The 22,809-nt window shown below is 40.8% G+C and carries 16 protein-coding genes; 5 read left to right on the top strand and 11 right to left on the bottom strand.

Annotated elements, in window-relative coordinates; genetic code table 11:
• Window positions 1–517: 517 nt before the first annotated feature.
• Window positions 518–1,021: a sigma-70 family RNA polymerase sigma factor gene (locus B7E07_RS02355; protein ID WP_080843882.1), complete on the top strand. Its 504-nt coding sequence runs from the start codon at window positions 518–520 to the stop codon at window positions 1,019–1,021.
• Between the two features lie 124 nt (window positions 1,022–1,145).
• The gene (locus B7E07_RS02350; protein ID WP_257391378.1) at window positions 1,146–1,625 is read left to right on the top strand and encodes a hypothetical protein; all 480 of its coding nucleotides are present in this window, start codon (window positions 1,146–1,148) and stop codon (window positions 1,623–1,625) included.
• Between the two features lie 102 nt (window positions 1,626–1,727).
• On the opposite strand, the gene B7E07_RS02345 is transcribed toward B7E07_RS02350, so the two are convergent.
• The 8 genes from B7E07_RS02345 to B7E07_RS02310 all read right to left on the bottom strand — a co-directional run bounded on the left by B7E07_RS02345 (window position 1,728) and on the right by B7E07_RS02310 (window position 15,432).
• A complete protein-coding gene (locus B7E07_RS02345; RefSeq protein ID WP_080843880.1) occupies window positions 1,728–7,409 on the bottom strand; it encodes a SpaA isopeptide-forming pilin-related protein in 5,682 nt (1,893 codons plus the stop codon).
• On the bottom strand, window positions 7,406–8,059 hold the full coding sequence (locus B7E07_RS02340; RefSeq protein ID WP_257391377.1) for a class D sortase: 654 nt from the start codon (window positions 8,057–8,059) through the stop codon (window positions 7,406–7,408). Before B7E07_RS02340 ends, B7E07_RS02345 begins: the two co-directional genes overlap by 4 nt.
• A 481-nt stretch (window positions 8,060–8,540) precedes the next feature.
• Window positions 8,541–9,677, bottom strand: coding sequence for a response regulator (locus B7E07_RS02335; RefSeq protein WP_176215092.1), 1,137 nt, complete (start codon window positions 9,675–9,677; stop codon window positions 8,541–8,543).
• Window positions 9,678–10,090: 413 nt separating this feature from the next.
• Window positions 10,091–11,098 carry a MupG family TIM beta-alpha barrel fold protein gene (locus B7E07_RS02330; protein WP_080843878.1) on the bottom strand — a complete coding sequence of 336 codons (1,008 nt, stop codon included), beginning with the start codon at window positions 11,096–11,098 and terminating at the stop codon, window positions 10,091–10,093.
• A complete protein-coding gene (locus B7E07_RS02325) occupies window positions 11,095–12,456 on the bottom strand; it encodes a PTS transporter subunit EIIC (protein ID WP_080843877.1) in 1,362 nt (453 codons plus the stop codon). The genes B7E07_RS02330 and B7E07_RS02325 overlap by 4 nt, the downstream gene beginning before the upstream one ends.
• A gap of 220 nt (window positions 12,457–12,676) precedes the next feature.
• Window positions 12,677–13,531, bottom strand: a complete 855-nt coding sequence (locus B7E07_RS02320) for a MurR/RpiR family transcriptional regulator (RefSeq protein ID WP_080843876.1) — start codon at window positions 13,529–13,531, stop codon at window positions 12,677–12,679.
• A gap of 30 nt (window positions 13,532–13,561) precedes the next feature.
• A complete protein-coding gene (murQ, locus tag B7E07_RS02315; protein WP_080843875.1) occupies window positions 13,562–14,470 on the bottom strand; it encodes an N-acetylmuramic acid 6-phosphate etherase in 909 nt (302 codons plus the stop codon).
• 101 nt (window positions 14,471–14,571) lie between these two features.
• Window positions 14,572–15,432 (bottom strand): HAD family hydrolase, encoded by an 861-nt coding sequence (locus tag B7E07_RS02310; protein WP_176215091.1) that lies wholly within the window; start codon window positions 15,430–15,432, stop codon window positions 14,572–14,574.
• Between the two features lie 355 nt (window positions 15,433–15,787).
• Here B7E07_RS02310 and B7E07_RS02305 point away from each other — a divergent pair, with 355 nt between their 5' ends.
• The 3 genes from B7E07_RS02305 to B7E07_RS02295 all read left to right on the top strand — a co-directional run bounded on the left by B7E07_RS02305 (window position 15,788) and on the right by B7E07_RS02295 (window position 18,633).
• The gene (locus B7E07_RS02305) at window positions 15,788–16,990 is read left to right on the top strand and encodes a glycosyltransferase family 4 protein (RefSeq protein ID WP_080843873.1); all 1,203 of its coding nucleotides are present in this window, start codon (window positions 15,788–15,790) and stop codon (window positions 16,988–16,990) included.
• Between the two features lie 98 nt (window positions 16,991–17,088).
• Window positions 17,089–17,601, top strand: a complete 513-nt coding sequence (locus B7E07_RS02300; protein WP_257391376.1) for a TVP38/TMEM64 family protein — start codon at window positions 17,089–17,091, stop codon at window positions 17,599–17,601.
• Between the two features lie 18 nt (window positions 17,602–17,619).
• Entirely contained in the window at window positions 17,620–18,633 is a 1,014-nt protein-coding gene (locus B7E07_RS02295) for an LTA glycolipid anchor biosynthesis glycosyltransferase, IagA/BgsA family (RefSeq protein WP_080843872.1), read from the top strand.
• A 168-nt stretch (window positions 18,634–18,801) separates the two neighbouring features.
• On the opposite strand, the gene B7E07_RS02290 is transcribed toward B7E07_RS02295, so the two are convergent.
• The 3 genes from B7E07_RS02290 to B7E07_RS02280 all read right to left on the bottom strand — a co-directional run bounded on the left by B7E07_RS02290 (window position 18,802) and on the right by B7E07_RS02280 (window position 22,774).
• Complete coding sequence (locus B7E07_RS02290) at window positions 18,802–19,536, bottom strand: SIS domain-containing protein (RefSeq protein WP_080843871.1); 735 nt, start codon at window positions 19,534–19,536, stop codon at window positions 18,802–18,804.
• A gap of 778 nt (window positions 19,537–20,314) precedes the next feature.
• Window positions 20,315–22,324, bottom strand: a complete 2,010-nt coding sequence (locus B7E07_RS02285) for a penicillin-binding transpeptidase domain-containing protein (protein WP_080843870.1) — start codon at window positions 22,322–22,324, stop codon at window positions 20,315–20,317.
• 219 nt (window positions 22,325–22,543) lie between these two features.
• Window positions 22,544–22,774: a hypothetical protein gene (locus tag B7E07_RS02280; protein WP_080843869.1), complete on the bottom strand. Its 231-nt coding sequence runs from the start codon at window positions 22,772–22,774 to the stop codon at window positions 22,544–22,546.
• Between the last annotated feature and the right edge of the window lie 35 nt (window positions 22,775–22,809).

The raw sequence follows: 22,809 nt of genomic DNA, 5'->3' as shown, positions 1-22,809 counted from the left end.
TAAATTTAACGATTTTATACAAATAACCGGAAAAACTCCCCTTATATTCCGGGAAATGACGTCATTTCCCAGAATAAGCGGAATTCCTCCGTTTATATTTTCGCTTTTCATGCGGAATCAATGCAAAATAATTAAAAAAGGCTTGCTTGGGGATACAACACTCCAAGCAAGCCTTTTTTATGACTAAATTGCCTATTCTTCATGTTTTTCCAAACTATTAGAACAGCCAAAATAAGCAGCTAAATAAATATGCCTAACTTCCACTAAAAGTACAATCTACTAATCTTTCATTCTTAAAATGGCTTCCCTCATATGTACAACGATAACAAACACGTAAATCCCCTATTCCCCTTATGAAATCATCCATTTCAGTATTCTTACTTTTCAATTAACAAAGGAAAATAGTGATTTTAAAAGTATTTTACTCAATTTAACAATTCGTAACTTTCAGCTCGTTCCTCTATGGTAAAAGCACCCGGGAATACAATGGGTGGCGCGCTTTCCAGAAGGACAAAGAATGGATTCGTTTGAAATGGTAATAAAACAATATGAACCGCTGCTGTATAAATTGATGAATACCTTAAACATCTATCAGGACAGAGATGAGTTCTACCAGCTGGGGCTCATTAGCTTATGGGAAGCTTGGTCAAATTTTGACAGCAGTAAAGGCAAGTTTATTAGTTATGCTTACCCTTATATAAGGGGCAGATTTCTGCAGGAGCTAAAAAAGGTGATTCAAAAACAACAGCAGCATACGTATCCAGATGCAGAATATATGGAGTCTATTAAAGATTCCACCATTCCGCATTCTCTTGAGCTTTTAAACATACTGCCTTATTGCGAATGCCTTACCGTTAAACAGAGAAAATGGGTAATCTATACGTTTATTCAAGGGCTTTCCGTACAACAAATCGCAGATCAGGAAAGCGTATCTGTGTCTGCAGTTAAACAATGGCGTACGGGTGCTAAAAAGGAATTGCGCAAGAGATGGAGCGCAGAAGAGGAATTAGGGATTTTCTAAATTAGCAAGCATCTGCTTTGGACACCAAACAGGCTGGCCATGATAAAAGCTTCTAGCCAGCCTGCTTCCTTTTTTATACAATAGTTTTGGGGCCTGGCCCCTATTAGTTATGGAGGTGAGTATCATGCTTTCAAGAAAAATAATTTCCGCTTCGATTTCTGGCTCCGTTTTTGCCATTTTATTAGCGTTTGTTTCACCAGGAATAACTGGAGCTGGCGAACGAATCACTTCATTGGCAGACTACTTGTTACAAGCCATACTCGTTACGCCTGCTATTTTGATGTACAGTTTTCCGGTCATTTTACTATATGGGGTTCTAACCTCTTTTATTAGTGATAGTATCAGCGAGTTTATTGCAGCAAAAATTCAACATGATAAGTCTGAAATCATGTTCTCTGCGGTATTGCATATTGCCTTTGGGCTTATATTACTATTCCATAGTTTACTGGCATCCATCATCTTTTTTATGACCGATCGAATCCTTCAAAAGCGGAATAAGGAATATAAACCCATACAATCCATTAAGAGTTTGGCCATTCCAATTGCTGTCTGGCTAGTCTTTATGGGGGTTGTGTATTTAGAGACTATTTTAAATCCCGTTTAAAGATAGCTTGCTGATTTAGAAGCAATAAAAAACCGAATGATTAGAGTGTTATTTTCTAATCATTCGGACGTATAGTTGGGTTAAAAACCCTTTTTTAATCTCTTATTTATCTGTTTCCGTTCTGCGATTGAACATGAGCAATGCTCCGCCAATCAGCATAAGCAGTATGCCGCCCATGTAAATAGACATGGATTGGCTTGCTTCACCTGTTTGCGGAAGGTTTTTCACAGGTTTGCCTTTTCCATCCGTGCTGTTTGGATTGTTAGGCTTTGCTGGGTCTTCCGGTTTCACAGGGTCTGGCTTCACTGGGATCGGTTTATTTGTCATCACCAATTCTTTTACAGCAAGCTGATTTTCTTCAATTGTAAATTCAATTGGCGTATTGTCGAGCTGATAGCCTTTAGGTGCTTTCACCTCAATTAGCTGATAGAAGCCCGCTTCAAGGTTTTCTGCATAAATTTCCCCGTTTTGGTCTGTCACCATTGCAGTTTTCCCTTCAACCTCTGTATACTCATCTGTTTTCTCTTTTTTGTACATCAGTTTGAAGATTGCATCACTTAAACCAGTCGATGGGTCTTCAGCAGATACCTTTTTCAGCTTAAATGCCTGCTTAATTTTATCGTTTTGAATCACGATTTCATTTTCAATTTCATTGATTGTGATCTCAAGCTTTGTGTCAGCTGCAAGGATATAGCCATCAGGTGCTTTGATCTCTTTTAACGTATAGTGTCCATATAGAAGATGTGATAGCACTATTCTTCCGTCTTGATCAGTCGTCGCCTTTCCAACAGATATATTCTCACTATTAAATAACTCAAATTCTGCTCCCGCTAGAGAAGCACCTGTCTCAGTGTCCACTTTGTGAAGAATCAGTTTTCCTTTTCCGCGCTCGTTCTCCTGCTCAATCTCGATTGGCGCTGTTTGGTCTGCGTCAATCTTAAATGAAATAGGATTAGAGTTTAATAGATAGAATTCTGGTGCCTTTACTTCTACAAATTGATAGTCGCCTGGCTCAAGGTCTTTTACGACGATGCTGCCATTTTCATCGGTTGTATACGTATCTAGCGTTTTAAAGTCATTGCCGTCTTTCTTTTGGAGCTCGAATTCTGCTCCCTTCAGCACTTCTTTTGTCTCTTGATCTTTTTTAATCAGCTGTACATCCCGGATGATCTTCTTGTTTTCGACCTCAATAACTGGTGAAGGCGTTTCTGCATCCACCGTAACACGGTCTGTTTCGATTTTGCTAATCAAATAGCCTTCCGGTGCAACTGCTTCTTTAATGGTGTAATGATCATATGGCAGGTCTGCAAATTCTGCTACTCCGTTTTCATCCGTTAGCTTAATTCCGCTTAGCTCGTTATTACTATTGTAGATGTGGAATTCTGCACCTTTCAGCGGAGATCCATCTGCTGCATCTACTTTCTGAATGGATAGCTTTCCTTTGCCTCGTTCATTTTGCTGCTCTAGCTTTATTGGTGCTGTTTGATCAGCTTCAATTTTAAATGCAATAGGGTCAGCTTTTAACAAGTAAAATTGTGGCGCTTTTACTTCAACAAATTGATAGTCGCCTGGCTCTAAATCTTTTATAACAATGCTGCCATTTTCATCTGTTGTATACGTATCCAGCGTTTCTAAGTCATTGCCGTTTTTTCTTTGGAGCTCAAATTCTGCTCCCTTTAGCACTTCTTTGGTCTCTTGATCTTTTTTAATCAGCTGTACATCACGGATGATCTTCTTGTTTTCTACCTTCATGACTGGAGAAGGGTTTTTTGCATCCACCGTGACATTGTCTATTTCAATTTTACCTAGTACATAGCCTTCTGGGGCTACTGCTTCTTTAATCGTATAGTGGTCGTATGGCAGTTCTGTAAACTCAGCTACTCCGTCTTCACCGGTTAGCTTTGATCCACTTAGCTTGCCGTCACTATTGTAGATGTTGAACTTGGCACCTTCTAGCGGTTTTCCATCAGCGGCATCCACTTTCTGGATGGATAGCTTTCCTTTTCCGCGCTTATTTTCTTTAATGACCTCTAAAACCTCTGTTTGGTCAGCTTCAATTTTAAATGTAATAGGGTCAGAATCTAGCAGGTAAAATTCTGGTGCCGTTTTTTCTACAAATTGATAGTCGCCTGCCTCTAAGTCTTTTACGAGAATACGGCCATTTTCATCTGTCGTATAGGTGGTCAGCGTTTCAAAACGATCGCCTTCTTTAATCTGGAGCTCAAATTCTGCCCCTTTCAGCACTTCTTTCGTTTCTTGATCTCTTTTAACCAGCTGTACATCACGGATAATTTTCTTATTTTCAATTTCGATTACTTGTGTAGATGCTTCCAATAGAACTGTTGTTTCAATATCCTTCACCAGATATCCTGAAGGCGCCTCTGATTCAAACAGTGTATATCTTCCAAAAAGAAGATTCTTAAATGTAACTTCCCCTTTATCACCCGTGGTTAAAGTTTCAATTTCAGTACCTGTTTCAGCATCTTTAAGTGTGAACGTAGCACCAGGCAGGAGCTTTTCACGATTGGCAGAATCTATTTTTTTCACTGTAAGACTGCCTACCTCACCGCTTCCTGTTCCCATTCCTGCTGAATGTGCTACCTGAATGAAAGAATTAGATATCGTTTCATCCACGCTTATTCCATTGCCGGAAAATACAGCACTATTTGAAATCGTATCTCCAACTTTAGTTAAAATTAGAGATTTGTATTCCAGAATATACGGTCTATCAATTTTCTCTTTAAAGACAACTTCAAAGGTTTCAATTCCGTCCTTTGAAACTGGAAAGGTCAGTTCATATTTGTCCTTGCCCAGTTCATCTCCCTTTACGACCGTACCATTTTTTTCAACGCTGGTTTCATATAATACAAAAGAATCTTTCAGAAATCTTTGGTGATCATCTTTTGGCGTATCAATCACCTTCGCATCAGCTACAGCCGATTGGCCAAAGTTAATATCTATAGACCAATCAATGATCTTGCCATTTTGCTTGCCTTCCTTATTCGTGTATTTTCCGCCATTCGAAACAGATACACTTGCATTATGCTCTTTTACATCTTTGCTTCCATCAGAGACAATCGCAGTGTTTTCATACTTGTTCGTAATCAACTTATTTTCAAGGCTTGTGTCATACGTAATGTGGTAGCCTGAATCAATTGGACCGTTGAATGTTAGTTTAAAGCCTTGCTTGCCCTCTGGATCCCATACCACATCATAATCCGTATATAATTCTCCCTTTGTTGTGCCGTTAGCGGCACCTGTTAAAGAGAGTTTATACACTTTTAAGGAATCTCTATCTAAATCCTGGTCTCCTTTAATAAAATCGACTACCTGAGCTGATTCCATTTTCTTCAGGTCATAGTTTAATCCAACATTCCAAGTGATCTTTTTTGTCGTTGCATTGTAAGAACCATTTTTAAAGCCGTTATTCTGAGTATATGTGTCCGCAGTAAAATGGTCTTTTGCATCCTTTGTGAAGGATTCATTTCCTGCCTTCCATGATAAAAGGGCATGGTTGATAAATCGGTTATTATCCTTTTTAGAAGGGTCTTCATCATTTGTTTTATCAAGATTTTCATAATTAAAATCAGTTTGGTACGTTATGGTGATCTCTTCATCTATCACCGTCTTTAAAAAGTCTATTTTAAATCCATCTTCATTCACTTCTAATACTTTATAATCTTCATCTTCTACGTATTGTTTACTTCCTTTAATGACGAGTGTGCCTTCCTTCAGCATTAACCCTTTTTTCGGGAAGGTATCTGTTAAAAACACATTTTCCATTGGATACTTATCTTTATTAAAGACAATTTTCCAAGACGCTGTTTTTTCTTTGTAATTAACACCCTCGTTTTCTTTTATAAGAATTTGCTGCCCAATATTTCGCTCGCCCGCTGCTGATTTTTCACCAAAGGTAACTGTATTTTTAATCTTTGCCACATCATCAAACACCCGGCTGGCAGCCTTTGTTTTATACGTAATTTTGTATGCTTTTTCTATGCCTTCTTTAAATTGGAACTTGAAACCATTCTTTCCATTTTCCACAGGAAGGTCAGCTATAGTATATTTACTGCTGTCGACCTCTACAACCTTTGCTTCTTTTCCGTTTTCATCAATGGTCACTTCTTCTACTAAAAATTTCTGATTTTCATTAAAATCAGTTAGTACCTGGGAGTCATTGAAGCGGTCTTCTAAAAGTGTGTCCTTGGCAGAAACGGGCTTTTCATTGTAGTTGAATTTAATCTCCCATGTAATCGTTTGTGTAACAGGGTCATATCCAATTGATCTCTTTTCAAGCGGTTTTCCCCTTGTGACACTAACCGAGGCACTGGCAGTCTGATCTGGTAAATCGGTTCCCGACAGATATGCTTTATTTTCGATCACGGAGCTTTCTTGATCTTGAACAAGTGTTGTAAAGACGATTCGATAGGCTTGATCTATATTCCCCAGCTCAATCTGGAAGTCTTTATTGTCTATTTTGCCAACAGTCAGTCCTTCGACTTTACCATCCACTTCAACACTGCCATCGAGCTTCGTTTTCAGTTTATACACTTCTACAGTCGTTCTATCCAGCTCTTGCCCAGACGGAATCGGGTCCTTAAAAACGGCATGATCAATTTTCTGTAAATGTTTATTGAGATCAACCGTCCATACAATGTGATCGGTATTATAAGTGCGGTTTGGAACACCTCTTTTGTCTATGGTGCTGCCCGCCGGTTCAAATTTAACAGGAATATCAATGCTAGCCTCACCTTGTATCGGCGTTACCGTTACGATACGCTCGGACGTTATAACGTTCGTTCCCTTTATGGAGGTTAACACCTGCAATGTACCTTTAATGTTAGAGTGTCTTTCGATAAAATCATTGAATACAACAGTGGCATTCCCATCCAGCGCAACAGAAAATGTTCCGACCGATTGATCCCCAAACCAAAGCGGCTCATCCTTCACTTCTGAGTACACTTTTAATTCAGATGGAACCTGGAAATGAAAGGTCGCTCCATCTGTGTATGTGTGACCATTTTCAAGAGCCCATTCGTAGTCTGCAATAATAACAGACTTCGTTGTGACTCTATCTACAGATTCACCCACTTCATTTTGAAAGGTGAGCTTTGCGCTTGTTAAAATGTTTTCTGTAATATCAGTGTTGGCTTGGAATGGCTGGATAATGTCTTCTGATCCTTTTTCCGTTTCAGCCTGTTCACTTTCACTTTCAGCCGTGATGTCTGCTGCAGGGCTTCCTTCGTCCTCAACCGTTGTTAATTCCTCGGAAACACCATCTGACTTGGCCTCTTCACTCTTGGCTTGTTCAGCTTCTTCGGCTTTTTCTTCCGTTGTTCCTTCAGAAGTTCCCTCTGCTGGTTCTTTTGCCGGTTCACCCGGTGTATCGGCTGGATCTGTTATGACCTGCTCACCAATGTATTGAAACTGTCCGGAACCACTAACCTCTGTGTCAGCAAAAATGAAAACTTCAATACCGTCGCTTTTAACCGTATAATTTCCTATTGGCTGCTGATCAATCTTCAGTTCACCTGTTTGCTCTTCAGCAACAGCTACTCCATCTGGTAAAGGAAACAGGTATGTTTGATCTTCCTCATTTCCTGTAACAGTGTAAGCCCAGTCAGCTGTTACCAGGAATTCCCCTTCACTTTCTGTATCTTCTGCAACAAGGCTATCTGTCAGTACAAATCCTTCAGCCTGATCATTTGCCCATGCACTAATTGGACTTAAAAAGCTTTGCAAAATGAATATAAACATAATTGAAACTAAGCTAATCTTCTTCATATTTCCTCCCCATTTACCAGTTTTCCTTGTACGATTAAGCGGTCAGTTGGATTTTCCTCCCCGATTGGTGTACATGTAACCAAGGTAAGATAAGGGCTCTCTTTATCTGAAAGGACATCCACCTGCTTTTGGTCAACGACGAATATTTCGTCTACAATAAATGTGTAGTCTTCCTGACCCATTTTCACATGGAGTTCATCTTGAACCTTCAATTCATTTAACCTATTAAATTGTTTTCCATATGTGGCTCCGCGATGTCCGGCAATCGCTACATTTTGAACACCCATCTTTTTTTCCGGTTCAATGATGCCTGCACCGTTATTGAGCGCATCAACATTTACCCCGTCGAAAAGCAGCATTTCAAGCTCAATCGCCGGGATAGATAAGACACCCTTTGCATCCTGGGCGATCACATACTCGCCCTCTTCTTCCTGTTCCAGCTCGCCATCAGCTAAGACGGCCGTTTCCCAATCCCCCAGCTGCTCAAATGCTGTAATTAACTTTTCTTGCTTTGCTTGAAACGCCATTTTCTCATATTGAGGCAGCAGTAAAAGGACCGCTCCGGCCAAAAGAAACACCAATCCGACAATGTAACGTACCTTTCTTACGTTCCTCATTGTTTCTCCAGGAATCCCTCCTCGCTTTTGCATAATAAAAAGACATTTCCATTAACAGGAATGCCTTCCATATCATAACGTTTCATTCTGAACAAATTTTGAACATTTATAAGATAAATAACGACTGCATGACTGCTGGGATAAAACTAAAAGACTATGTCTATAACACAAATATTCATTGTTTTGGTTGGGTTATTTAAACCATTCCGTTCCATCTGTGCTGCGGACTCTCGCTTTTCGCAGGGAGAAAGCTGATCCTCCCTCATGAAATTGGCAAGTTTCTTAAAATTACTCTGTTTTTCTTTATTTTTCGCTCCTCGTCGCTGCGGCTCCTTCGGGGTCTCACCTTTTCTCTATTGTCCACAGGAATCGAGTGTCCTCCGCTCCATTTCACTCATGTTTAAGTATAATTTTTAAAATAACAAATAAAAAAACCGAAGATTAGAAGTTTTTTTTCTAATCATTCGGATATATGGCTACGCTGAATAATAATTATGTCCCAGCCTCCTGACCATCAGCTTTCACTCGCTGCAACCTTTGCTGCCTGGAATCTGCTATTATATGTATCAACGATTTTGCATGGTATGTCTATACCTAGTTCAGAGCAGTAAGTTCTCTCAATCTGCTGGTATAGCTGTAGCATTTTCGAAAGCTGGTTTGTTTGTGAGAAGTAGTTCATGTTGAGGATTAGATATTGTTCGTTGTATGGATCGAGCTGCTGCAGTTTTTCCAGGCACTTTTCAACACTGTCTTCACATGTTGGTTTTTCCCAGTTCTTATGGAGATAGTTCACGAGGAACTCTTGTACGGCTTGCTTTATGTCCTCTCTTGTTTGGCTGGCCCAAAAATAAGCTTCTTCTTCAAGATAATCCGCTTTATAGAGTTTAAGAATCTTCATCATATTCTTTTCTGCAGGCTCAGGTTGATCAAGCAGCTCCTGCAGCTCTTGCCTGTCACTTTGAAAATCAGCAACCAAAGAATATGTATCGTTTTTTAAGAGAATAGGGTTTTCCAGTCCAGCTTCTTTTAGTGTTTTCCGAAGCTGATAAACCGTTGTATGAAGCAAGGTCATTGCTTTATCGGCATCGATATCCGGCCAAAATTCATCGATTATTTTAGCTTTATGAACGGAACTCCCCTTATGTTCCCATAGATAAGCAAATAGTTCCTTCACTTTTTTGGTCCGCCATTTCATTTCATTTCCATTTTGGCTTACTAACCGCAGCGATCCAAATGAGCAAATATGCAAGTTTTGCTTATCCCGCTTAACTTTCTTCAGCTCTTGGTAAAATTGAATTTTCTCTCTTACTTTCGCGATTGCTTTTTCAAGTCTCATCTTTGTAACGGGTTTTAATAAATAATCAGCTGCACTTACCTCAAAAGCATCCAGGGCATAATGGGGATGTGCAGAAACGAAGATAATTTCTATTGGCAATTGCTCTTCAAGCACTATTTCAGCAAATTGAAGGCCATGCATTCCGCCTAGTTCCATATCGAGAAATATAACATCTGGCGGGTGAATCCGCAGTTTAGGCAATGCAGCAAAAGGGTCGGTAAAACTGTCCGTAATTTCAACACCCTTTAAGGATTTCAGCATTTTTTCCAGCATCTTAACGGCATAAATTTCATCGTCTATGATGCATGCTTTCATTTCCATCCCTCCCAGCTGATATTCATTTTCATTTTCCTTTATTATACATGAACAGCTGGGTATTTTCCTGTATTTTCTTTTTTAATAGAACTTTTTAACTATAAATACACCTGCATTTAATCTATTTAAGGCTTGACATATATGAAGTGTCAATAATGTTATGCTGTTAAAACGAGTCCGTTCCACCTGGGCTGAGGACCATATTTTTTCGTGGGATCCTAAACCTGAGCCTTCACGCAGCAAAGTGCCTGCGGGGTCTCATTCTTTCCTCTATGCCCACAGGAGTTGAGGGCATCCGCTTCATTTCACTCATGTTTTTAAATTTATGTACAACAAAAAACCGAATGATTAGAAAAATAAACTGTTCTAATCACTCGGGTTGTATAGTTGTATTACATACTTATTTATCAGCTTCAAATCAATCTTATCTTATGTTCCGGTTTTATCCTTTTCAGTACATCTAAGTCCTTTTCGCTGATTCTTCCAATGACGTTCATTCGGTTATCCGCCGGAAGGTCATGCAGCGTAATTGAAACTTCTCCGTTATAGCGTCCGTAGCTGGTATTATCAGCGGTAATTGAGCCTGCATAGCGTGCCACTGTGTTAGCAGGCTCAATCGGCTCAGATGTTCGAGTGTTCATGAGACGAAGCACGTCACGGGCAAAATCCGGTCTAGGTGTATAAACGCCTGCCGGGAAGGACGAATCCTCCATTTGCAGCGGAACTATGTTTTCGACTTCTAATGAAATCAGATTTTCAAGCAAGCCTTCGCCAATATCAGGGTCACCGATATAGACATCATCAACACCCAGATCGTTCAATTCCAGTGCTGCTGCCAGGCTGTTGCTTTCGCGATGCTTTTCCAGTGTTGGCAGGCCGTCAAAAAGTGGACCGCGTTTTTCCCCGATACTTGGAATGAAGGCACTGATTTTAATACCATAAGCTTGAAACAGCTGATTTTGCTTTAAGAAAAAATTCTCATCCAGGCCTGTTTCTTTCTTCGGATAAAAGTTATGCCAGGCGATGAGCTGTTCTGCTTTTAGTCCGCTTTCAAGGAGATCGCTTAGTTCTCTTTCATTAACTGTGCTCGCATTGAGTGCCAGCTTATATTCCTGTGCAAGACGGAGCACAAAATCTGTGTCGAAAAATTCATCAAGCCGTAATCCTGCTACACCCAGCTTTTTAAGATCACTAAAATCCGAAATCCCCAAATGCTTCAGTGTATGTTTGGAAACATCCGCATACACCTCGATGCCAGCCTGTTTGGCTGTTTCCAGCAGCTTTTTTGCCCGATCTGCCAGGTTTCCTGATTCTTCTGGGATGTGAAGCGAGGTAAACGCCTTCCTGACGCCGAGCTTTCCAGCTTCAATGATGCGTTCCTCTGCCTTCCCATCGTTCAAATAGAAGGAAATGCCGATCAATCAAATTCACCAGCCATTTCATCTTTAAAGCCGAATAGATAAGTGAAAATGAAGCCTGCTACATAGGCGATGACTAATCCGATTAGATAGTATAGGACTTCACCCGTATTTACAATAAACGCAAGTGGCAAGCCTGATACTCCCACAGCAACGGTTGCTACGTCATAAATTGCCTGGAAGGCTCCGCCGACACCGGCACCAAGACATGCAGTTAAGAATGGGCGGCCAAGAGGAAGTGTTACCCCGAAAATGAGAGGCTCCCCGATTCCAAGCATTCCGGATGGTAGTGCCCCGCCAATCGCACGTTTTAAACGCTTTTTCTTTGTTTTGAAATAGATTGCGAACGCAGCACCAACTTGACCTGCTCCACCCATCGCAAGGATCGGAAGCAGCGGATCGTCGCCGATTGAGTTAATTAGCTCCAGATGCACTGGAGTTAAACCTTGGTGCAAGCCTGTTACAACGAGCGGAAGGAAGGTTGCGCCAAGCACGAACCCAGCAACAGCTCCGCCGATATCCAATACAGCTAAAAGACCGTTTGTAATGCTATCAGAAATAAATCCGCCAATTGGCATAAATACAATATAAGTTACAATACCAGTAATCAATAAAGCAATAGTTGGCGTTACAATAATATCAACAGATTGAGGAACGAATTTGCGGACATTTTTTTCCACAATCGCAATGAAAATGGCTGCCATAAGGACTCCAATTAATCCGCCGCGGCCTGGTAAAAGCTCTTCACCAAAGAGTGTGATGGTTGCTGCAGCCGGGTTAATAATGAGAATCCCAGCCAAACCGCCCAATGCCGGCGATCCGCCAAATTCCTTCGCCGCGTTAATCCCTACTAGAATACCTAAATACGTAAATAGTCCGCCGCCAATAACGGTTAAAATGATGGCAATCTGCGAATCTGCCGCCAGCCACTCTGCCTGAATAAGTGCTTTTGAAATCCCGGTAATCAATCCCGAAGCCACAAGCGCTGGAATAAGTGGAATGAAAATGCTGGCAATTTTTCTTAAGAAAAGCTTGAATGGTGTTGCGTTCTTTTTATTAATCTCAGATTTCACGCTGGAAGCACGATCTTTAAGATCAAGTTCACCTTCTGATTCTAGTAATTTACCAAACTCTTCTGTTACACGATTGACTTTTCCCGGGCCTAAAATAATTTGCAGTGTTTCCTCTTCAACAAGGCCTAATACTCCGTCAATTTTTTTCAGTGCTTCTTTATTGACAAGACTTTCATCTGACGGCTGAACACGCAGCCTCGTCATACAGTGTGTATAACTGGAGATGTTTGCTGCTCCGCCAAGCTGTGCTAGTATTTCTTTGGCTAATGTTTGGATTTCTCCTGCCATTTTTCTTTTCCCCCTTTATTGATTCATCCAATTTTTTGCGCCTGCACCTGACTCCACCGAGGTATACGGTACCTGTTAAATAAATGCTATACCGTTTGCAACTCTACTTTCAGCCTCATGGTGTGCGATTTGCAGATGATGCCAGAAATCATGGCGATTTTGTCTGCATACCTTTGCCAGGTGCTTTTGATTTAAACTGCTAATGCTTACACCACCTCCCTTAATGCTGGTTTTTCAGGAATTGGATTGCTTCTCTTGTTTTATCAATGTGCTCAATGGTTTCGCCGTATTCAGCGGTTGCCATGCATAAGAAAATAAAATCAATGATCAGAAGCTGCGAGAGTCTTGATGTTGTTGCTGCACTGCGGAATGGCGCTTCTGTTGAATCAGATGTATATAAATGAATGTCTGCCAAAGAACTGACCGTGTTTTGCCCATATTTCGTTAAGCTGATCGTCTTTACACCATGCTTCTTTGCAAGAGAAAGAACATTAATCGCTTCTGGTGTTTCACCAGAGTAGGAGATTGCAAACAAAACATCATCTTTCTCAGCATTGGCGATAAGAGTCGCTACTAAGTGGGCATCTGTAAAGGCTGTCGCCCGTCTATTCACTCGCAGCAGCTTTTGCTGAGCATCCACGGCGATAATATGGGAAGCACCAATGCCAAAAAAATGAACATTTTTTGCCTTCAGTAGTGCTTGCAGCGCTGTTTCTAACTCGTCATGATGAAGCATTTCGGTTGTATCCTTCAAGCTTTGAATGCTGTTGCTCATCGTCTTTTGAACGATCGAATAATACGATTCGCCAGGCTCGATATCACGGTAGCCATGCTCTTCCGGTTTAATAAGATCACCGGCTATGCGCATTTTCAATTCCTGATAGCCTTTTAAACCAAGTGACTTGCATAAACGAATGACGGCCGCTCCGCTTGTATTCGCCTCTTGGCCAAGCTCGCTTACCGTACGGTCAATCACAGCCTGCGGATGCGCTAAAATGTATTCTGCAATTTTTCTCTCCGAAGCGGGCAGCTGCTCCAGCGTGTTTCGAATAATCTTTAATCCTCCGCTTGCCATTGGGTAACTCCTTTTTCCTGTTTAATAGGTTTATTTTGCGGATAACGCGATCGCTTTGCGCACGTAGCCGCCAGCTTGATCCAGCAAGCTTTGTGCTTCAGCTTTGCTTACGTCTGCTGTAATCATGATGATCGCAATTTTCACCTGCAGATCCGATTCGGTCAGTGCCTGCTTAGCTTTTTCCCGATCTGCCTTTGTGATCTTCTGGATAATGCCAATAGCGCGTTCTTTCAGTTTGTGGTTGCTTACATGCACATCCACCATCAAATTTTCATATGCTTTGCCCATAAGAATCATGGACGATGTTGAAATCATATTTAAAATCATCTTGTGTGCCGTCGCTGATTTTAAGCGGGTCGAACCAGTCAGCACCTCAGGACCCACAATCACTTCAATATTAATTTCTGCTTCCTTGCCAATTAAGGAGCCTTTGTTGCAGGATAATGCGACGGTGCCCGCTCCGAGCGTACGCGCATATTTTAACGCCCCAATCACGTAAGGCGTTCTGCCGCTTGCTGCAATTCCAATGACTGTATCGTTTGCAGTAAGACCGATTTCTTTTAGATCTGCTTCGCCTAGCTCGGGCTTATCCTCTGCTCCTTCAACCGCTTTCGTAAAGGCTCTTTCTCCGCCTGCAATGATTCCTTGAACAAGCTCAGGTGCGGTGCTGAATGTGGGCGGACATTCCACTGCATCGAGAACACCTAATCTGCCGCTTGTGCCCGCACCGATATATAGAAGTCTGCCTTCTTGTTTAAAGGATTGAACAACCCGCTCAACAGCTTTTTCAATATCTGCTGTAACTTCCTTTACCGCAAGCGCAACCTTTTGATCTTCTTCATTAAAAATTCTTAATATCTCGCCAGCGCTGGCTGTATCTATTTCCATTGATAACTCATTACGCGATTCTGTTGTAAGAGAAACAAGTTCACGATCCAATGTAAACGCCTCCAATTGTTCTTTCTAGCTGTTTCTGTTCTTGATGTTATTTTAACGTGTGTAAAATATTAATTCAATATATTTTATTATATTTTAAAATTTTATTTCAAAATATAGTTTTGAATGGCAAACGCAACTCCCGCCTCATCATTCGTCTGAGTGGATAGGTTTGCCGCTTCCTTTACCTCTTCTGGAGCATTTCCCATAGCGATGCCCAGCCCCGCAGCCTTCAGCATGCCAAGATCATTGTAATTATCCCCAATGGCGGCCGCTTCACTTAAGGTGAATCCAAGTTCTTCAACAACTTTTCGCAGTGCATATTCTTTTGTGCCATTTTCGGGTGAAATTTCAAGATTAGCATAATTTAAGCTGCTGCTAATGTGGATACCAAGCCTTTCCTCATGCAGATCTCCGGCACACTTCATGGTTTTCTCTCTTTCAGCAAAAATGGCGGCTTTACTGATGTTTGGTTTGTTCTTATCTAAGTATGTACTAAGACTTTCCGTATGCTGCACTGCGCATTGGCTCCGGTAGTAGTCACATCTTTCTTTACTTGCGCCAGATTGCTCTAATGCTAAGATGTTGTGTTCAATCCAATGTTCATTCCGGTTATTTCTTTCCGAAACAATCAGCTGATCACCTTCGTAAAGCTGTAAATATAAGCCGTTTTCCTCACAATAGGCTGCTAATCTCTTCAGGTCATTTTGTTTGAAATGGAGGGTGCTGCGGATTTCGCCATCGTAATTTTGGATTACAGCACCATTGTAGGCAATGATGGGTTCTGATAAACCGATATATTCTGCCAGCCAGCGTGTTGATAGAGGTGAACGCCCGCTGCACACAATGACATGCCCGCCTAAGTTCCGGTACTCCTGAATCGCATTTATATTTTCTCTGCTAATCTCTCTGCTCTCGTCTAAAAGGGTTCCGTCCATATCAATTGCTAAAACACGATATTTCATTTCCTCTCCACCTTCCACCCTGCTCTGTCCACTTATTAATGATGTATGCATGGGTTTAAATATTTATTTCATTATCAGCTTAATTGCTTTGAAAAAATATTTCAAATTGCTAATGCCGCGCACTTAGTTTTTAAAAGGCTGTTCATTCTTTGGTGACTATTATAGATTCAGTTAACCAGCAGCATCTTTGCGTCGTGCTCCCTATATGCATAACATGTAGTCATTAGAACCTATTATTCGTTTCGAAATATTAAGAAAACTTTATATTTATTTAATACAACGTTAAAAATAGTGGATTATACTATTTATGGATTAATCATGGGTTTTTAGAAGCATTCAAACTGGAGGCCTACATATGAAAATTTTAATTACGACGGAATGTTATTCACCTGTCATTAATGGAGTGGTGACTTCGATTGTTAACTTGAAGAAGGAATTAGAAAAATCAGGACATGAAGTCAGAGTTCTCACCTTATCAAATGAAGCTAAATCCCACATAAAAGACGATGTAACTTATATTAGCTCTTTAGGAATTGACAAAATTTATCCTGGCGCACGGGTTACCTTTTTTAAAAATTACAAATATCTTCAGCAAATAATTGACTGGCGTCCAGATGTCATTCACACACAATGTGAGTTCAGCACCTTCCGCCTGGCAAAATACATCTCAAAATATCTTCGAATACCCGTTGTGCACACGTACCATACCGTATATGAGGATTACACGCATTATTTTTCGCCAAACCAAAAATGGGGCAAGGCGATGGTTGCCCTTTTTTCCAGAAAAGTCTTGAAAAATGCTTCCTATGTAATCGCACCGACTGAAAAGGTCAGCAGCTTATTAAAAGGCTATGGAGTGAAGCAGCCAATTAATGTCATTCCAACAGGCATCGATTTATCAGCCTATATGCACAATAAATCCAAACAAACCAGAAATGAAATCCGTCAAGCACTTCAGATTTCCGAGCAGGATCATGTATTGATTTTTGTGGGACGCCTGGCAAAAGAGAAGAACCTGGAAGAAGTCTTGTCCTATTTTTCACAAATAGAACGCAAGAATATGAAATTACTCATAGTTGGGGACGGTCCGCATAGGCAGCAGCTTGAGAAATATGCCAGAAAGCTAGATATTGAGAATGAAGTCACCTTTACCGGAATGGTAGCACCACAGGATATTCCGTCCTACTATCAGGCGGCTGATCTGTTTGTTAGCGCATCCAATAGTGAAACACAGGGATTGACATATATTGAAGCATTGGCAAGCGGCCTGCCCGCACTATGCAAGAAGGATCCATGTTTAGAGAATGTCGTGGAAAACGGTGTAAACGGGTGGCTATTCGAGACATTTAGTGAGTTTGAGCGTTATATGACTGCTATCTTCAGTGATGATTGTGCATACAAAAAGCTTTCCGCGAATGCTGAGAAGAAAGCTTTTGATCATTATTCTTCTGCTGCCTTTGCCAACCATGTTGAGAGTGTATATCATCACGCCATTTCTTTATATCATCCTCCGAGAAGGGATCTTGTTTATTTGAATCATAGTGAATGGAACCAATGAATGACATACAGAAAAAGAAACAGAGGAAATTTAAGTTCCTGTGGAATACCGTTACAACCATAAGTTTAATAGGCTGTATTCTCTTTCTAATATACGGAATGAAAAGTGGGCTTTTTTATTCACAGGAAGCGTTAGAGAACTTCCTTAAACCATTTGGTATTTGGGCACCGGTCATGTTTGTTGTCCTTCAATTTGTCCAAGTAATCATTCCAATTGTTCCGGGCGGAATCAGCTGCCTGGGCGGAATTTTAGTTTTCGGCCCGGTGATGGGGCTTATCTATAATTACATCGGGATCTGTTTAGGATCAATCGCCGCTTTTTTAATTTCGAAAAAGTTTGGGAATACCGTTATTCAATACTTATTCAAACCAAAATTACGCGAAAAATATCACCGCTGGGCAGATGATCGGCGATTCGGAGTGTTTTTTACTGTTATGATCTTCTTTCCGATCGCCCCGGACGATTTTTTATGCTATTTAGCAGGAACAACGAAAATGTCGCTAGCCAAGTTTACGACGATTATTCTAATCGGAAAACCCCTGCCTATTGCCATCTACAGCTTTGGTTTAGAGCTGATTTTTCATTATATCGTGACTCTTTTTAACAGATAATCCAAGGGGGTTTTAATCGTGAAGGTTTTATTGTACGCCGGGTCATTGAATCTCGTAAACAAAAGCGGGATTGGGCAGGCGATCCGCCATCAGAAACAAGCATTAGAACATTTAAATATCATACATACCAATGATGTGAAAGAGGATTTTGACATCGTCCATTTAAACACCATATTCCCTAATTCCTTATGGATGTGCTGGCGAGCAAAACGACAAGGCAAGAAGATTGTGTATTATGCCCACTCAACCATGGAGGATTTCCGTAACTCCTTTATTGGCTCAAATCTGATTGCACCGTTATTCAAAAAATGGATTTCGTATTGCTATAGCAAAGGAGATATTATTATTACTCCAACAGATTATTCGAAATCCATATTAGATACCTATGGACTACAGCGTCCTATTTTTAGTTTGTCGAATGGAATCGATACAAGCTTCTTTCAAAGAACCGCTGAAGCAAGAAACCGATTTCGCCAAAAATATCACCTTCATGATGAAGAGAAAGTCGTCATTTCTGTCGGCCATTTTATGGAACGAAAGGGAATTGATGATTTTATTGAATTAGCCAAACAGCTGCCAGATTATACGTTTTATTGGTTTGGCCACACAAGCATGAACCTGATTCCGGCAAAAATTAAAAAAGCCATAAAACAGGAAGTTCCCAACTTGCACTTCCCGGGATTTATTAGCCGCGAGGACCTCCGCGATGCCTATTGCGGCAGCGATTTATTTTTATTTCTAACACATGAAGAAACAGAAGGCATCGTCCTCCTGGAAGCATTAGCAGCAAAAATCCCGATTCTCGTCCGCGATATTCCTATATACGAAAAGTGGCTTGATGATAATGTTCATGTCTATAAAGCCAGTCAATTTCAATCGTTTAAGGAACAGATTATCCGGATCGTGGACCAAGCTGCACCAGATCTGACAAACAACGGCTACAAACTCGCAATGGAAAAAGATATAACTCATATTAGCAAAAGATTAGTAGAATTGTATGAGATAGAGGATAGGGTGAGCGTGCAAGGGTAATCTGGTTTTCATGGAGTGTGTGAGGAGAAGAAGCAGATCAAGGCACAGCTGGCATGGAGCTAGTTGTGCCTTTTGTTTGTTTTGCTTGCGACGATGGGGTGGTGGAAAGAACAACTTGATCCACGTCTTAATTGAACCTTACGGACATTCCTCCCGTTGCTTCTGCACCTATTTCAATAACGGGATTCTCGACTGGTATCTTTGGATGAGTTTTTCGTTATGTTCGTCGGCGCCGTCCATGTTGCCGCTTAGGAATACTGGCGGTTCGAATCCATTGTCTGCCATAAGTTTGATGGCTTCAGCAAAGATGGCATTCAGGATGACTGCCCCCACTACGGTTGAGGTCGGAGAGAATGGCACCTTTACTTTATCATATGAAAGAATCGCGTCTCCCTTCACCGAGCAATTGTCGATGGCTAAGTCGACAGAGTTGTATAGGTGCTTTCCGCTTTTATGTCTTGAAGCCTGGCTTTTAGAATATTCCAGAGATGTAAGAGCGATGACATAAGCTCCTCTCTTCTTGGCTTCCATTGCCACGTCGACGGGTACTGGGTTTCTGCCTGATGTTGATATGACAAAAACAATGTCATCTTGCTGAATTTCATACTCCTTTAGAATCGGTTCAATATAGTCATTCTGGCGCTCTAAATAAGAGGATGTTAATGCTCCTTCATGCAGCATGAGCGGCTCTATAAACAGGGGATTAATCGGCACAAGTCCCCCCGCCCGATAAAAGACCTCTTCTGTTAGAATATGTGAATGACCGCAGCCAAACAGCTGGATGATTCCGCCGTTTTGAATAGCAGCCGCTACCTTTTCAGCAGCCTTTACGATGTTTTCCTTTTCATTTTCCTGCACCAGCTGGATTCGTTCTATAGCTTTTTGGAAATATTGATTGTACATATATGAGTCTACCTCCCCTGGTCAAAACTTACATCCATTTATACTAATCATACAGCATGAATGCCATTTTTCTTTTGCACCTTGATTTATTTTAGGAAATTTGCTGTTTGAGACTCTGGTTACAAATGAGAAAACAGCGTCTATGGCGTTTTTTTCGGTTAAATTGGGCACTTTTTTGATCTTTTGGATTTGGATTTGGATTTTTTGGATTGGTTTTCGTTCATTTGGAGCAGAGTTTCGATCAATTCGATTTGGTTTTCGATCTTTTGATTTTATTTTTCGATCATTTGATTTTATTTTTCGATCTTTTGTTAAGGTTTTTCGATCAATTTAAAATTTCCGATCATTTATCAGCAGTTCTCATTTCATTTTAACCATTTGCCCGTATTTTTGGCTAATCCAAAAGGTGCTGAGCTTTATTTTCTTATTCTTCTCTTAAAAAAGCAGTTGAATACTCTTTTTAAGGGGGTATGTAAGCTGGTTCCTATCAAATTCTGCGGTTTTCCTATCAAAATTTTGAGTTTTCCTATCAAAAGATTCCGTTTTCCTATCAAATCAAAGCCGTTTCCTATCAATTTATTTCATTTTCCTATCAAATCGATACTTTTCCGATTGAATCTTAAAACTTCTATTTAATCTGTACTATCCCATTCAAATCCTCAGCTCGTATCTGCAAACTTCCATTTCAAAACCCGCTGCCCAAACGCTGACATTCCATCCTCCCGCTATCTCAAAACATAAAAAAAAGCCAAGAGGAAATTTCCTCTTGGCCCACTTATTAGAATCTTCCCATATTCTTCTCAAAAACATTCTTCACTTTTTCAACGACGATGCCGGACCCGCCTGCATCTTCAACACTTTCGATCATCATGGCGATGAGCAATTTGGGCGAATCGGGATTGTAGGCGACAAACATTCCATTTTCCTGGCCTTTCATGCCTACATTTAATTTAAGTTCAGCTGTTCCGGTTTTTCCGGCAAGCGGGTAATCGTCCATTTGGGCAGCGCGGCCTGTTCCGCCTGGTTCATGAATAACTTTTCGCAGTGCCGAGTTGATAATTGAAACCGTTTCTTCACTAATGATATTTTCTTTCCAAACTTGATTCTTCTCTTCACTTTCTAACAGCACTGGTTTGATGAGTGAACCGTTATTGATGAATGGCGTATAGCTGGCTGCAAGATGGAGAATGTTCATTTCCACTTCCCCTTGGCCATAGCCGGAATCCGCCAGTTTTATTTCGGTGTCCATATTCCCCGTATGAGATGATTGAAGCGGATATACATAAGGAATTTCTTCTTCAAAGCCAAACGTTTTTAATTTTTCACTAAAAGAATCCTTTCCAAGCTGCAGTGCTTCTTGAGCAAAGTAAATGTTGTCTGAGTACATCATTGCCTGATCAAAATTAACTGGTGAGTCCGGATCCTTAACACGTGTGACATGGTAGCTGCCCCATGATGTGTCTTTTTGCCAGCGCAATCCTTTGATATCCTTTGTTTCATCTGCGGTAGTGATGCCCGCCTCAAGACCAATAGCACCTGTGATTGGCTTCATAACAGAGCCTGGCACATAGTTATGGCTAAAGCGGTTGAGAAGCGGCTGAAGTTCATTCTCTTCGAGCGTTTTCCATTCTTGTGCTGTCAATCCTAGTGAGGCGGCGTTTGGATCGAAGCTTGGACTGCTCACTAATGCAAGAGTTGCACCTGTGACCGGATCAATGGCAGATGCAGTTCCGGCACTTCCCTTCATCTCTTCATACAGATCTTCTTGGACCGTCAAGTCAATCGTAAGCTGAATTTTCTCTCCATTTTCTACTGGTTTTTCAGCCAGAACCACTTCTGAACCGTCTTCTTTGCTGATACTGATTTTAACTCCATTTGTTCCTTTTAGCCGTTCTTCCAGAACTTGTTCAAGACCCCTTTTTCCAATTAGATCTGTACTAGAGTAGCCTTTTCCATCATTTTGCTCCAACTCTTCAGCGGTGATTGGTCCAACATAGCCAATCATATGTGCTGCTGTTTCTCCAGCAGGATACACTCTGCCCTTCACGTCCTGCTTTAAAACACCAGGCAGAGAGAATACTTCATTTAGAAGCCCTTCATTATCAGGGGAAACTCTTTTAATTGGTACAAAATGCCCAGGCTGTACCCAATCTGCATTTAACGCACTCTCAATGCTTTCTTCGGAAACCCCTAAAGCCTTAGCTAAACCATTAATCGTAGTTGCCTCATCATCCCCCATCTGCTCGGGAACGATGCCAACTTCATATAAGGTGCCATTAAAGGCAAGCATATCGCCGGTGCGGTCGACCAGATCACCGCGCTGGGCCGGGATGGATGTATAGTTAATTTTGTCATTTGCACCGAGCTCAGGAAAAATATATGTTGTATCCCATTCTATAAACCAATTTTCCTCTTTCTCACGCTCTTCCTTAATGAGCGCTGCATCATGTGTGAATTCTATTTTTCCTGCTGCACTATTCATAGACGCTGAAAAAGGAAGTTGTGCATTTTCTTCTTTGAACTCCTGTTCTTCGTCAGCAGTCGACACAATCTCCAAATCCGAGATTTCTAAGTCTTTATACACTTTTTTATATCTCTCAACAAAGTCTTCCTCTGAAATGGACTCCTTTGCATTTGCTGATAAGTAGCCATACATATCGGTAAACTCTTGGTTGTTCCAATGTTTAATATATTGCGAAAACTGTTCTTGTGGCGTAGGTTCATTTGAACAGCCTGCTAAAACAACAAAAAACAGGAACGAAGCAGCCAGTAACCATCTTTTTCTCATGAATCCCCCTCCTACTTGTATTCTATTTTATCATTCTCATTCAATAAATTTCCACAAACAGCATACATTGAAAGTGAACATATTTTGAAAAAGAAAAAGCTGAACCCGCACAGAACAATCAAGATGTCTGTTTAAGTTCAGCTATTATATATATGTGAAAAATATAGTCTTATTATAAAAAATCGCAAAATATTATTGCAGTAAAAAATCACTCTGTTCCTAGCAAGGAATCTTCTCTAACTTCTGATCAGCCGCTTGAAGCAGTCTCTCTGAAGCGTCATACAAATTCTTCAGGCATTCTTTTCTTAAGTCTTCGTGACATACAAAGTTAACCTTAAGATCCACCTCTAAATTTTCAGCAATCTGTGCAATTTTAATTTTTTCTTCGCTTATTACACGGCGCCGGATTTCTTGTTCAAAGTAGCCTACTGTTCCGAATAAAGCTTCCATCGTCCTCTCTCCTTGTCAACTTTTTTAACCCCGCT

The organism is Cytobacillus gottheilii (assembly GCF_900166665.1).
GTDB classification, from domain to species: domain Bacteria; phylum Bacillota; class Bacilli; order Bacillales; family Cytobacillaceae; genus Cytobacillus; species Cytobacillus gottheilii_A.
Note: the sequence above shows the minus strand (reverse complement) of the source record. Positions and strands in the feature narration are given on the sequence as shown.